The following is a 14,930-nucleotide window of genomic DNA, read 5'->3' as shown; positions in this document are numbered from 1 at the left end:
ATCTTCTAATTATTCTTCTTAAAAAACACCCAGACTTCGCCTGGCTTCGTTCCTGAAATCCCCTCCTGGTACTTTTTCATCAGGTTGTTCCAATCATCCACCCTTGGGTTATTCAGACTGGTTTTAGGATTTAACTTATCTAAATCTGCTCCTTTTGGAATGCTGATGACCAGCATCAGCTGCCTTCCGTTTTTAAAGATGCTTAGCTGTTGAAAATCTGCATTGCAAAAGCCTTTTGCTACTTCCGGCCATTGCTCAAACTGCGTCGCATGATGCTCCAGATATTCCTTTTGCAGCGCCTCATCTTTGACCAGATTTGCACTTAAAATGATGTTATCCCATTCCTTAACCGCTGCTGCTCCGCAATGCTTTTTACGTTCAAATTTATAAAACACATCCTTGTAAAGCTTTACCTCTGCATCCTTTATCCGCGTATGTATTTGCCTCATCAGGGCCTCCGCTTCATTCGTTGAAGCGTAAACGAGCAATCGGTTATTCCATTGATAAATAGCTGATGCCGCAATGCCCTTTTCCCTGCAAATCTCTACCAGCAGGGGCTTACTTAATTCAGCAGCGGAAGGGAGTACCACCTCTAAAGCGATTTCGTTTCCATGACCAGATTCTACACTATTTACCGCTTTCTTTGTTTTATTTAAATCACTGTTAATCAACATATATTTATAATCAGACTCAAGTCCTGCTTTATATTTAATATCATTAGCAACCTTAGGGCCGTTACCCGACCAAACGTTCCCCGGACCGTTTGCATTTTGCATGTATTTCTCTGCCGGAGTCCAGTTGTCATTTACCGTAAAATGGGAAGAACCTTCGTCGGTATACAGGTAAAACCAATGCTCCGGATCATGGGGATATGGCGCTTTATAAATGCTGTCGATATAGTTGTTGGAAATCAAAGAACCTGGTTGTGCAGACAGTGTATAGATGCCGGCAACATCATACAGGTATTTCCCATAATGATGGATTTTGTTTGCAGTGATGGTATTGTCGCGCATAGCATTGCTGCTTTTTGTCCAGCCCCAGCCCATGCTGATTCCTGAGTAGGCCACATCGCTGATCTCATTGTGTGCGATATTGATTCCCCTTACATAACCAGCTCCTATCCCGACACTGCCCCAGTCTTCATTGGTAACATCGGTGATCAGGTTATTGGTAATGCTTTCATTGCTACAAATCTCTCTTTCATCTTTAGGCTGATAAGGCAAATGCACCTCGGTCGCTTCATCGGAAAAAGTACCAACCAATATTCCGCTGCCTCCAATGTCCTTAAAAAGGTTTCCTTTAACTTCATTGCGATAAGTACCTCGTTTATAATCAAGTCCTGTGGAGGCATGATGTTCGAATCTGCAAGCTTCAAAACCAGTATGATGTGCATAGCTGACTTCTACTGCTGCTGCCGGGCGACCCACCCAGGCCTGATTTTCCAATCCTTTTTTATCTGGTGTTCCTGGTATTTTCAGCTTGTAGGCATCCAGCATATACATGCCCGTCTGGTGTGGCACATGACCAAAATGCGAAGGCCTTAGCCAGCCGGCATGCTGAAAAGAAATGCCTTTAAATGAAACATAAGCTACCGGATGATCAATCGTACCTTCCATCCGTACCAGAGTTTCCAGATTAGGCACGACAGCTTTAACAAGCTGCATATTTTCTTCCGCCTTTGGCCAGTAATAAAGCTTGCCGTTTTTTAAATCTTCGTACCATTCTCCAGGCTCGTCGAGGAACTGAATTGCATTCGTCAGGTAAAACGGGGAGTTACCTGTTTTAGCAGATATCCATGGCGCTGGCCATGGGTGTTCTGACTGCACGCGACTTTCGGGTTCCATAAAGCTCAGCTCTGCCTCTGCTCCTTTTACCTTAATCTCTTTCACCCTCAGATTGGCAATAGCCCACCATTGCTGGATCACCATTTCCATGCCCTTAATGCTTGCAACATTCTTCATGTTTGTCAATTCCTTTAGAGGAATTCTACAGGTTCTTCCGGCAGAATTCCAACTTAAAATGCGGGCCATTTTATCACCATTCAAGCTTCTTGCTCTGGTTGCCTTCTTTCCATTTAGCCAAAGCATCCTGAATTCTAAAGCCCTGTTATCCAAACCATAGACATCAGTCACCCAAAGTTTATCTTTAATTTTATCCGGAACACCAGGCATGCTATTTTTTTGCTTTTCCCAGCCACTAAGTGGTATCCCTCCGCTTAACACTACTTCCTCCTTGTTTAAAGCAGTAATGGTGGTGGGACTGTCTGCAGTTCCTGAATCTTCAGGTCGCACAACTACCGTTTCTGTAAGCTGGTAAAATCCCTTTTCAAGGATAATATTGATGCCGCCTTTTATGGAAGGATCGTTTAAGCGCCTCAATTCACGGGCCTTACGCAAGGCATTTGCGAGCGTTGCTACCGGTGCTGTTTTTGTGCCGGTATTGCTGTCCGATCCTTTCAAAGAAACGTAAATATCAGCGGCTATGGCCTTGTTATTATTGCAAAACAAGACCGCCAGCAATACCAGCCAACAAGGTTTAAATAAACTCATACCTGTTATACATCGGATTGAAATACAGATTTCACATACGCTGTATTTGCGCTAAAATTCACCTTTACATTTCCCGGTTGCGTGGCATCCCTGGAGCGTTCTACCACCAGCCAACCTTTCCAGCCCATATCATCCAGGGTTTTACGAACCGCTTTCATGTCAATTTTAGGATCATTTTGTAACCATACCCCATCATCATTGGTACAATGAATCTGAACGATGTTTTTTTTCCCCAACGTCCGCAATTCTGAATGCAGGTCACGGCCATTTTTTATCGCGTTAGAGAAGTTGAAGTAGCTTTTAACGCCCGTTGAGCCTATATCCTTTAGCAATTGCAGTTCATTTTGCGCATCTAATGCGGTTTCAATACCGATCACTACACCTGCTTTTTTAGCCATTTTCCCGATTACTTTCAGCCGTTCTACAATGGCAGGGCGCAGTTCAGGGTTTTTCACTAAATCACCCTGCACGCCCAAAGGCAGAAAAGCCACCTTTACGTTCATTGCTTTCATGGTAGTTATACAATCGCCAATCATTTGCTGATAAGTAGGTCTGGTAGCCAGCGACTGGGCATAAAAACCAGTCATCGCCAGGGAACAGATCTCCAGGTTCAGCGCTTTGGCTTTATCGATAAATTGCTGCCTGATCACTGGATCTGCCAGCTTATTGTCGAAAGTATCCCGGTTACCTAAACCTCCCATATCCAGTTCAACACCATCGGCGCCAACTTCTTTACTCAGTTCCAAAGCACCAAGTTTCTGTCTTTTCAGGAGCATTAGGTCTATCACCGCCACTTTATAGCGCTGTTCTTTAAGGGAATAAGCCCGGGTAAACTGGTTGGTTAATAGTAGTCCCCCTGTTATGAGGACAAGTTTTCCAATAAACTGTCTGCGGTTTTCTAGTTCTTTCATTTCGATATACTTGCTTTAAATACCTGTTCCAATTGTTCAAACCCTTTGATCGCATTTTCTGGCAAACGCGCTCCTTTATCCCCAAAAACATACATTGCCGGCTCTTTTTCTACGGTACATTTACTTTCATCGTAAGCTCCGGTTTTATCCTTTACTGCAGCCCCGCTGAGCTTAAAGTGTAGCAGCAAAAAGTCATATAAGGCCTTACGTTTTGAAGGGCCAAAATCATGACCTTCTTCCGGCAGATGAACATTATAAACCAGTTGCGGCTGGCCATAATAGCCATAGATGGTTTTCAGAAATGGCATATCATGTTCCGGTACGGTGACCGTCCAGTCCTTGCCATCCGAGACGATCAGCTGAGGGTTTGGAGCTGCCATTGCGGCGATCTCCACGTTATTTGTGCCGCCAGCACACAGGTGAACCGGCATTCCACTTTCACAGGGACAACCACCATAGAATGAAGATGATAAAGAAACTACCGGAGCACTCAACTTGATCCGGTCATCCATTGCAGCCATTAAAACGGTATGACTTCCACCACCTGATCCACCACTAATCCCCACCCTTGCCGGGTCGGTTTCTTTTAGGGACAATACATAATCGAGGATGCGGATACCGCCTAAAGTTTGCATCGTTTGCGCCAGACTTCTTCTATGGTCTTCTACTTTAAACTGGAGCAGAGATTCGCCCCAGGCGAAAAGATCGTAGCTAATGGCCATAGCGCCCATACGAGCAATCATGGCACAGCGAATCTGGGCATCTGCACGGTAACGCTGTTGTGGCCAATGGCCATCCGGACTCAGCACCACAGGAATCTTTCCTTTTATTTTTAAGGGCTTGTACAAAGAGCCGTTCACATACAATCCCGGTAATATTTCAATCGCGATGTTCTCTACGGAATAGCCATCCATGATCCTTTTTGGCGTCATGATTGGTTTTGACAATGGCTTTGCAGGCATTGGAGATAATAGCTGCGCTTCGTATAAAGCGGGTTTTATTAAGGCCTTCCGCTTTTCCCAACTGTCTTTACCTGGAGAAAGGGAAGCCAGATGATCCAGCGTATTTTGCCCCTCCTGCACCTGCCAGCGGTAATATTCATATTCTTTTAGCTTGTAAACCCCTGGCTTCTCCTTGTTCACCTTTAGGTCCAATGGGGTCAATACATTCCCTAGTGTTTCATCCACATCAGGTCGGAATCGCCAAAAGGCATAATTTACCCAGCGGTCGTTCACCTGGTTGTCACTGTATTTTATTTTCACCTTAAATCGGCTTTCTATGTCCGTTAAGACGGTTTTAAGCGGCTGTCGATATAGGGAGTCGGAATTTTGCGTTTGGGCAACAGCCCTGCTTAAAAACAGCGATAGCCCTATAGAAAGCAATAAAGCAGGTCCTTTCATTTGATTATTCCTCATTTTTACTGTCTGTAATCACCGGTGCGGTATATCCTTTTAATTTTGGCCAGATGCCATTTTCTATCTTCTTCAGCTTCAATTTAGCGGGATCCACTACTACGTGTTTGATCTTTTGTCTTCTCCAGGTGTAAATAAAGTGCAACATACCATCCGAGGTCTGAATCACCGCCGGATAAGAATACTGACTGATTGGGGAATCTTCCAGAATTAAAGCAGCGGACCATGTTTTACCATCTTTAGAAATGGCGACATTTAAAGGTGTTCTTGGCCCTTTAGCCAAATCTCCCGGAGGCAATACATGGTTGTAAACCAGCACCTGACGGCCGTCTTTTAAAGTCACCGCATCGGTACCGGAGTTATTATTTGGCAAAGTAGTTTTAGCGATCGGAGACCAGGTTTCGCCATTATCTACAGACCAGGATTCTACCAGCGCCCTGTTTTTGCTTCTTGCCAGAATCTGCAGTTTACCTTTCCCATGGTCCAGCAGACTTGGTTGTATGGCATCCAGTCCGCCGGTTGGGATTGGCCCGATGCTACGCCAGGTTTGGCCATTGTCTTTGGTGACCTCAAAATGTACTTTCCAGCCATCGCCTTCCCTGCTCGAAGGAGCGAACAAATTGCCATTACTCAGCAGTACCGGTTTGTTTTTAACCGGGCCAATGTAGCCATCAGGCAGCTTTGTGGCCTCAGACCAGGTGATTCCTCCGTCCTTCGAAGTACGCATCAGGCCCCACCATTCTGATGGCTTAGGTCCTATTTTATAAAAGAGTAATAAATCGCCACCTGGCACCTGATACAATACCGGATTCCAGGTAGGCAGCCTTAATTTGTCGCTCTGTATACCATTGGCCACTGAAACCGGTGCTAACCATTTTCCATTGACTTCGCGGCTGATGTAAATCTCTACATCGGGGTTACGCTCTTTAGTACCACCAAAATACGCCGCTACCAGGCCTGTAGGTGTTTCTGCAATCGTTGCGGAATGGCAAGATGGGAAAGCTGCTTTTTCATACAAAAACTCATCTTTTATGATCCCTGAGCGCCATTGCTGCGCCTGTGCGTTTAGGCCTATACCTGCCAGACAAATCAATAAACTTAGTACCCTTGCTCTTCTTTTTAACATGTTATGCTGCTTAATAATTTATGATTGGTTATTGTTCCTGTCTTAATTGTTCCATTTGATACTGACCCACCTGACTAATTTCCAGCAAATCAGACCAGCATCTGGTTATTATTCCACTACAAATGAATAATCACCTGATCCTACCTCAAATACCGCACGATCCGATTCCATTTTGATAAATTTCACTCCTTTTACTGAAGTGGCTTTCTGCTGACCTTCCTTTACCTGTGTTGCAGATTTCGCCGGAATACTAACCCTTGCGGTAGTATTAGCCGGTATACTGATCTCCCATTTAAAGGCGGTTGCAGACTTAACCCAGCTGCTTTTAATCAGCCCCTGAACCGAATTGTAGCTTGCATTTACGCTATCCAATCCTTTGATCATTTCAGGTTTCATTGTGATTATTTTAAACCCCGGTGCCCCAGCCTTAATTCCGGCAAGGTTTTCATAATACCAGATCACCAGGTCACCCAGCAACATCACATGGTTTTGCGAGTTCATCTTCGGACTGGCGGTATTGCCATTCCAAAGCTCCCAGATGGTAGTGGCTCCATTTTCAGCCATGTAACCCCAACCCGGATAAGTACGGTTAGTTGCTAACTGGTAAGCAATATCTGAACGCCCATGAGTACTCAGGCCTCTCATTAACCACTGCGTACCAATCACACCGGTACTGATATGGCCTTTATTTTCGTTCATGGTCTTATCTACGATGTTCTTAAATACCTGATCTGCCTTTTCTGCCGGCACTAAACCATAGGAAAGTGGCAAAAGATTCGCCGTTACCGTATTGTTGTCGTACACAGCCTTTTTTTGGTCTAAAAACTTGTTATTGAAGGCTGCTTTGACCTTTTCTGCTAATGCCGCATAAGCCTTTACATCCTCAGTTTTATCCAACAGGAGGGCAAAACGCTGCATAAACGACAGCATTTTATAGTAAGTGGCCGTAGCAATCAGGACCCCATCCGTATTTCTTGCAGGGTCTTTAGAATGGATCATTTCCTTTGATTCGGGTGGCACACACCAATCTCCATATTTATCTTTGGTGATCAGATAGTCCTCCATGTATTTAGCACTCATGTAATCCATCCACTTTTTCATTGATGGGTAATGTTTTGCAATGGGTTTCGCGTCAGCATACTGCTGATAGAGCATATCCGCGACAGAAAGATAGGTCCCCGGCCAGGTCACATTATCGCCGTAATAGCGCCAAAACGCAGGAGCGACATCAGGGATGCTCCCGTCCGCCTTTTGAGCCTGTTGGATATCATCCAGCCATTTCGCATACAGGCGACCATTGTCAAAAATAAAGGCTTCACCATAAGCTCCGGTAGTCCGGTCTCCCAACCAGGGCTGGCGCTCGTTACGCTGTGGACAATCCACCGGCATCCCTTTGTAATTGCTTTTTATGCCCCAATACGCGTTTTTATAAACCTGATTGATGGTCGCATTGGAAGTCTGGAATACCCCTGTGGTTTTGATGTCATCATAAACCACACGGCCATCAAAATCTGTTAAATCAGGTATACCCGGATAGCCTGTAACCTCTACATAACGGAAACCATGGTATACAAATGAAGGTTCCCAGCTTTCCGAAAGCCCACCTTTTAGGGTATAACTGTCCGTTACTTTGGCATCGCGCAGATTCTCGACATATAAACTTCCATCAGCCATTAAGCTCTCTCCAAAACGGAGTTGTACTTTATCTCCACGCTGGCCTTTAACTCTCATTCTAATCCATCCCGCCATATTTTGTCCCATATCCAGGATAAAAACACCGGATTTTAACTTAGAGATCGCAAATGGTTTTAACGTTTCCATCACTTTCATGTTGCTGCTCATCTGCGCTTCGGGCATGCCTCCTGCTTCCTGAACATATTGGGCCTTTAACCAGCTTTGGTCATTGTATCCACTAATATTCCATCCCGATAGTTCTTTTGTCGCGTCATATTCCTCGCCATCATATTCATTATTGGTACGAATGGGGCCATCCGCCGTTACTTTCCAGGTATCATCTGTACTGATCAACTCTTTAGTACCATCCATATACTCCAGCTCCATATTCATCAGCATCTTAGGGTAGCCGAAGGTTTTAATCTTATAAGGCTTATAATCCTGACGCATGGTATAATAACGGCCGTTCCCCAACACGGTTCCAATGGCATTTTTACCTTCTTTTAGTTGTTTGGTAACATCAAAGGTGTTGTATTTTACCCCTACATTATAATCTGTAGGAACCGGTGCCAATACCTGATCTCCAATCTTTTTACCGTTGATGTACAACTCATAGAGTCCAAGGCCAATCAAATAGACAGTGGCAGTTTTAACAGTTTTCTTAGCTGTAAACTCTTTACGGAAATAGCGGGCGGACAAGCGTGAAAACTGCCCTTCATTATCCCATGGGAATGATTTATCCAATCCGATCCATCTGCCTTTCCAGTCCACATAGTTCAATAATCCGATGGTCCATAAAGCCGGTTCGCTCCATTCGCTATCGCCATTATTGGTCCAGACCTTTACCTTCCAATAGCATTTGTCGCGGCTTTTCAATGGCTTCCCCGCATAAATTACATTCAGAGACTGATCAGCGCTCTTTTTTCCGGAATCCCAGAGATCTCCATTTCCGGAAGCCAGTTTCTCCGGCGTAGAAGCCACCAATACCTGATATGCCGTTTGGAACACGCCCCGCGATTTGGACACGATTTCCCAGCTTAACCGCGGCTGTAGCACATCTATCCCCAAAGGGTTTACCAATAGTTCAGTACGAGGATTCTGTAAGGCCACCTGTGCTGACAGCAAGCTGCAATACAGGGTCAGGATAGCAATAAGAACAATATATCGTTTAAGCTTCATTTGGTTCAGGTTCTTTGACAGTCAGTTTTATTGGTTAATTACCGCTCAGGAAATCAAAATACAGCGTTAGCGCCAATGCCCTGGCCGGATCTTTCTCGTAATCATAAAAGATATTCTTCATGGCCATCGGCCCGCTTCTATCTGCTCTTTGTGTTTTGGTCCCAATGCCTGGAATTCCCTGCATAAAGGAGATATCCCCGGAAGGAAAAAGCGGCTCATAATTGTGCCATTGGTCGGTTTTAAAAGCAGCACTAAAGAGTCTTAAAAAGACATCTTCATTTTCGGTAATCACCGTAAAAGGCTGATCCTTCGTTATAAATTTACACCAGTACATATTGGAATGGTAGCCTTTAAACTCCGGATACACCCAGGCTTCACCTGTTTCCGTGTCGTTATAGTCCTTTTTCCATATGCCAAACTCATTTCCTTTCAGGCGGTTCTTCCAGACCCTATGCGGTCCTCTCCCCATATATTCGACACCCTTCATCTGATCTTCAGGAAAAGAAAAATTCAGTCCGATATAGTTCGTCAGGTATTCCGCAGGAAAATATTTCACTTCCAGTTTTAACATCCCCGAAGGATAAATTGTCCATTGTAAAGTATTGTAGCTGTTCTTTCTGTCGAAAGCAGAAGCGATAATCAGGTTCTGCCCTTCCATCCTGTGACTGATGTTTTTGAAATTAGTTGCCCCTTCCTGAATCACTGGTCCGTTTGCAAAAGGAATTAACCCCTTTTCATTGCGAACCTCTCGAAGAACCCCTGTTAATTTACTGAAACTCATAGACACTCCATTTGCAGAGGCGATAAACAGGGAATCTGTTTCTTTAAGCGTTGCGGCAGTGGCGCCCTCTTTTTTAACCATTGCCAATGCGGCTGTTTTAGGAAGCGTGATTGGGAAACTCCAGGTATACAATTCTTTTCCATGAACATCAGAAGCAGTAATGTACAATACCTCATAGGAAGTCCAGTCTTTCGGCAGCGATAGGTTCAGTTTACCTTTCTCCAATGGCTTGACGTCCGGTGATTTCGCCTTTCCGCTAAGCTCCTGTTTATCTTTTAGTTTTTTTAGTTTCCAGTCGAACCTACAGGTATTCAGATTGGCAAAATGGTAACGGTTTTCTACATTAAATATGCCATCAAACCCAGCGGTCATTTCCCTTTGCTCAAAGAATACAGGGCTCCATATTTCCTTAATTGCAAAATAGCTACCTTCTTTTTCATGGTACGGGCCTACTATGCCATCTGCCCCGCTACTACCATCTGCATCAATAATATTGTTCTTATCGGTACGCAGTACCCCCTGATCGGCGAAATCCCATAGGAAACCTCCTGCCGAAAGCGGATTTTGCAGCATGTCATTCCAGTAGTCTTCCAGGCCGGCCCCATGGCCACCATCAAACATCCCGTGCAGAAATTCAGTAGGCATCACAATGCTGTGGCCATGTCTATAATTCCCTATGCCATAATTATATTCACGATAATGCTGGGTATCAAAACCGTTAAAATCTTCCCAGGGATGAATCAGAGGACGCTTTTGAATATCTCCTTCCGCGAATAAATGATCCAGTTCCAGATTGTGTCCACCCTCATTTCCGTTAGCCCAAATGACAATCGAAGGATGGTTGACATCATGCTGTAGCATTTCTTTCAGCAGTTTTGTTCCGGTTGGGGTATCATAATGTCCGTGCCATCCTGCAAGTTCATCCATCACATACAAACCCAATGAATCACAAACCTCCAGAAAGTGCCCGTCAGGAGGGTAATGCGACATACGTACCGCATTCATGTTCATTTCCTTCATCAGTTCCACATCTTCAATACTGTTCTTTTTACTCAGCGTTCTGCCGGATTCCGGGCGAAAAGAATGTCTGTTTACGCCTTTAAACTTGATTTTAACGCCATTTACATAAATCCCATCCCTTGGTTTGACCTCAACTGTTCTAAAGCCAATCTTTTTAGAGATCGTATGAACAGGTGTGTTTTTCCGGTATAGGGTAATGGTGGCGGTATAGAGGTTTGGAAACTCCGAAGACCACAATTCAGGCTTTTGAAATGTTCCGGAAAGGCTAAGTGATGTCTCGCCTTTTTTAATTTCTTTGTGGATTGGCGCTCCATATTTCTGACCGCCGGCAGTATACAACTGCAAGCTTACTTTATCGGCATTGCCAACCAGCTCCGCATTTGCTTTAAACTGCCCATCTGCTTTCGCAGCTATGGCTATATTACGGATGTGCTGTACCGGTAATGCTTCCAGATAAACAGGTCTGAATATGCCCCCGAATATCCAGAAATCGGCTTTACGCTCTGCTTCATTCACAGATTGATTAGCGGAATGTTTGGAGACTTTTACTTCGAGCAGGTTATCAGAACCATGTTTTAACAAGGGAGTAATGTCATAACGAAAGGCATAAAAAGCCCCCTGGTGAACTGGACCGGCAGATTTACCATTGATTTTTACTTCCGTATCCGTCATCGATCCTTCAAATACAATGTTGATTTTATTTCCTTTCCAGCCGGCAGGAACCTTAAAATTATACTTGTATAAACCTTGTTCTTTTCCTCTTACGCTGTCTTTGGCAAAACCATAATCATACTTCCCAAAACCTTGTAACTCCCAGTTTGAAGGCACCGCTATGCTGCTCCATTTCCCGGAATTCATACCGGCAGTACAGAAAAAATCCCATTTAACGGTATCGTCATTTCCAGTGCCGGATAAATAAAATTGTTTGGTTTGCTGGCCATGGGCAGCAGTAAATAGCATCAGAAAAATAAAAGAAAGGATCGGTGTCAGCTTCATGATCAGGGGATCTCAGTTATATCGGTTTAAATTGATTCGTAAGGGGGTTATCGGTTCTGAATGGCAATGCAGGCAGGCCATCTTTATTGTATAAGTTAGGGCGCATTGCCTCATCCCATCCAAAGCGTACTGCGGCAGGTTTCTTCAGTCCTTTTGCAGAAACGATGAGCTTGTCTCCTTTAATCACAGCCCGGGCAGGTACAAATTTGCCATCCGCAGCAGCGATAGTAAAACAGTCTAAAGTTTTCCCATCTGCAGTAAGCAGACCTTTTCCGTTATGTGTAAATTCAAGTTCTGCGTTTGCTCCTTTAAAAGTTACGGATTTATACATCGGACCGGAATAGTTGATTTTCTTATCGTAAGTATTCGCCAAAGCCCATAAAGCCAGCCTCCTACCGATTTCCCATTTATAATTTGGATGGAGATCCTCCGGATAGTCGTTCAAATCGGTGGTAATGACCATGCCGGTATTTGGCATTCTCAGCAATTGCGCCTGTGCTTCCCAAAACTCAGGTTCTGTTTGCGCATCCAGCAGGACTTTCCCTTTGCTGCCCGAGTAGTTAAAAGGCGCAATTTGCACATAGTAAAAAGGCAAATCTTCTTTCCATGCCGTTCTCCAGCTATCGATCAATGCCTTCATTTTATAGCTATAGCTGATATTTTCTTTCAAAAAGCAATTGGTTTCTCCCTGATACCACAAAAACCCGCGTATAGCGAATGGCGTTAAAGGTTCGATCATCGGGGCATAAAACTTACCGGGGTCATTGCCCGGTTTCCGGTCTTTAAAATAGCCCGTTTCCAGACTTTCTTTAGGGATCCATGGCTCGATCGCACTACCGCTAACGGCCGAAGAGATCATGCCTACCGGCACATTCAATTCCTCCTGTAATTCTTTGGCAAAGAAATAACCTGCTGCGGAGAAGTTCTTTAACGCAGAATCCTGAGCTACGCTCCAACTTTTATGGAGCGAGTCTGGTTTAATCAATTCCTTGCGGTTCACTAAAAAGATACGGATTTGCGGATTATTGGCCTTTGCGAGTTCATCTACCGGATAACCCAGCTTTTCATTTAAGGGCTTTTTCACCTTCGCAAGTTTGCGCATGGCATACTCCATGTTCGATTGCCCGGAGCAAAGCCAGACTTCCCCTACCAGAATGTTATCCAGTACAATGGTATTTGAACCTTTAATGGTCATAGCGGCCGGAACAGCTGAAGTTTTTAAAGGTGCTAAAACTACTTTCCATTTGCCCTCCGCATCGGTTATTGTTTGTTTCTGCTGACCGGCAAAGCTGACGCTTACCGCTTCACCTGAAGCTCCAAAACCCCAGATATTTAAAGGTTTATCGCGTTGCAAAACCATATTACTGGAAAGAATCTGAGGCAAAAGCACTTTCGCACCAGCCTCAATCCCCATTACGGAGCATGCGAACAACAGTATATATCTTTTTAGACCCACCATAGCTGTAGCTTAAAATGCGGTTGTTTTTAATGATTTGATAAAATAGACTGCTTGTTTAACCGGCGTTCCGGGATCTTTCAGATCGTAATCCTGATCTGTAGGCGTTTCCACATCAGGGAAACGACGCACATCACCGGTTCTGAACACCACACGCTCAAATGAAGCTACAGGTGCGAACATGAGCCTTGTGCCTTTACTTTCTCCGTTTATAAAAATATTGTACATGCGTTTGTTCATATCCAGTTCTATACGAATCTGGTATGTTTTTCCGGCTTCGTATTTCATAATCCCTGAATTGCGGTAGCCTACTTTAGCGCTCAGTTCGCCATCTGCATCAAAAATCAGTCTGGCCGCAGCGGTTCCTTTGGCATCCTGAAATTCGACTTGCAAGGAGCCTGTGTTATTTTGCGCAGGGATTACCGTAAATTCTACCTTTACTTTTCTTGCTGCCGGAATTACTCTTTCTGCTTTTGCAAAATCATAGGGATCCTGATCGCTCAGGGTAAGTGCCTTTGTCCCATCGGGGGCTTTTTCGATTTTAACGGATGCCCACAGCGGACTAAAAGTGTTCCATAGCTTAAGCTCCTGTCCATCAGGAAGGGCGTTAAAATCCTCATCAGCTGACCCGGACACTTTAGAAGTTACCGGAACAGGAACTTTTGCCACCCAGATATCTTCCTTGTTCATGCTATAGGTAAGCCACATATTTTGCTTGTCTGGCTGGCCATTGCCTTCCAGTATCCCTCTGATATACTGTGGACCATAAGATTTATAATTACCACCATACCGCATTTGCGAGATTTCGCCGTTAACCAATAAAAGATCTTTATAATCCAGACCATCATCGCTGGTAGAGACTGCCAATGGCCAGCGGAATTCTGAAGGATTATAAACGATAGCAAAACGCCCGTCTGAGGTACGTTGTCCCCAGATTTTAGCATTGCTATTGACCACACCCGGTGCTCTCAAAGGCGTATAATTCCAGGTTTTACCACCATCAGGACTCACAGAAGTCAAGGCATGTTTCCATAAGCCAACCACTTTCCCATTGGGTAAATGATAATAGCTAAATGCCTTTACAGGTCTGTTTAATGGAATTAAAGGATCGTTTCTATCGGCCTCTTCTACCATTTGCTGCATCATTAAGGGGCTGTTCAGAATTTCATTACAGGCGGCTACAAATCCTTTATCCTTACTAGTCGTATAGAATGGATAAACGGCATGTTTCATATCCCAGCTACTATTTGGTCTGAGAAAATAGATTGGCCCGTAAGACCCGTCTTTTTTAATCTCCCTGATCACTCTTCCTATTCCTTTTCCATCATTAGGATCGTCTTTTTTGTCCATTGCAATGCCGTAGTAGGCTAAGGCAAAAAAGCGATCTGCTTTAGAAACGTAGAAGCCAACACGCTGGTGCATGGTGGCATAAAGGTCTTTAGCGACCCCCGGATAGTCTTTCTTAACCCATCCGTCAGGAATTTTATAAGGAGGAAAAATGATGGCTGGTTTAGACCAGTTGTATCCATCTTTAGAGGTTTGGAGCAGGGTTCTACTTGGCGGGATGTGCTCCCCAACAGGATCACTCAGGTATTCCAGGTAAAAGGTATTGTTCCAGTAAGCCAGCATCGGGGCATGGTTATAAGTCCAGTTTAATCCTCCGGCAAGCTCAGGGTGTTCCCTGTTTGCCCTGAAAGTCTGAACATTATGCACCCCAACAGCAGGCACAAGCTGACCATTGTGATAATCGGCATTGACCAGTGAGCGACCGGTGTACCGTAAGGTATCTTGCGCTTGTGCTGCTTGCATCAGTATGAATAATGCAG

At 44.5% G+C, this 14,930-nt stretch carries 8 protein-coding genes; all 8 read right to left on the bottom strand.

Annotated features, from left to right (window positions below):
• Positions 1–5: 5 nt before the first annotated feature.
• The 8 genes from OQX61_RS14715 to OQX61_RS14680 all read right to left on the bottom strand — a co-directional run bounded on the left by OQX61_RS14715 (position 6) and on the right by OQX61_RS14680 (position 14,913).
• On the bottom strand, positions 6–2,549 hold the full coding sequence (locus OQX61_RS14715) for an L-rhamnose mutarotase (RefSeq protein ID WP_265842518.1): 2,544 nt from the start codon (positions 2,547–2,549) through the stop codon (positions 6–8).
• A 5-nt stretch (positions 2,550–2,554) separates the two neighbouring features.
• Positions 2,555–3,460, bottom strand: a complete 906-nt coding sequence (locus tag OQX61_RS14710; protein WP_265842517.1) for a sugar phosphate isomerase/epimerase family protein — start codon at positions 3,458–3,460, stop codon at positions 2,555–2,557.
• The gene (locus tag OQX61_RS14705) at positions 3,457–4,875 is read right to left on the bottom strand and encodes an acetylxylan esterase (RefSeq protein WP_265842516.1); all 1,419 of its coding nucleotides are present in this window, start codon (positions 4,873–4,875) and stop codon (positions 3,457–3,459) included. The genes OQX61_RS14710 and OQX61_RS14705 overlap by 4 nt, the downstream gene beginning before the upstream one ends.
• On the bottom strand, positions 4,865–5,998 hold the full coding sequence (locus tag OQX61_RS14700; RefSeq protein ID WP_265842515.1) for a sialidase family protein: 1,134 nt from the start codon (positions 5,996–5,998) through the stop codon (positions 4,865–4,867). The genes OQX61_RS14705 and OQX61_RS14700 overlap by 11 nt, the downstream gene beginning before the upstream one ends.
• A 108-nt stretch (positions 5,999–6,106) precedes the next feature.
• A complete protein-coding gene (locus OQX61_RS14695) occupies positions 6,107–8,851 on the bottom strand; it encodes an alpha-L-rhamnosidase (RefSeq protein ID WP_265842514.1) in 2,745 nt (914 codons plus the stop codon).
• A 34-nt stretch (positions 8,852–8,885) separates the two neighbouring features.
• Positions 8,886–11,648: a glycoside hydrolase family 2 TIM barrel-domain containing protein gene (locus OQX61_RS14690; RefSeq protein ID WP_265842513.1), complete on the bottom strand. Its 2,763-nt coding sequence runs from the start codon at positions 11,646–11,648 to the stop codon at positions 8,886–8,888.
• Between the two features lie 16 nt (positions 11,649–11,664).
• Positions 11,665–13,107 carry a sialate O-acetylesterase gene (locus OQX61_RS14685; RefSeq protein WP_265842512.1) on the bottom strand — a complete coding sequence of 481 codons (1,443 nt, stop codon included), beginning with the start codon at positions 13,105–13,107 and terminating at the stop codon, positions 11,665–11,667.
• A 9-nt stretch (positions 13,108–13,116) separates the two neighbouring features.
• The gene (locus tag OQX61_RS14680) at positions 13,117–14,913 is read right to left on the bottom strand and encodes an exo-alpha-sialidase (protein WP_265842511.1); all 1,797 of its coding nucleotides are present in this window, start codon (positions 14,911–14,913) and stop codon (positions 13,117–13,119) included.
• Positions 14,914–14,930: the final 17 nt, after the last annotated feature.

It is taken from the genome of Pedobacter sp. PLR (assembly GCF_026239675.1).
Taxonomy (GTDB): Bacteria; Bacteroidota; Bacteroidia; order Sphingobacteriales; family Sphingobacteriaceae; genus Pedobacter.
This window is presented reverse-complemented; position numbering and strand designations above follow the sequence as displayed.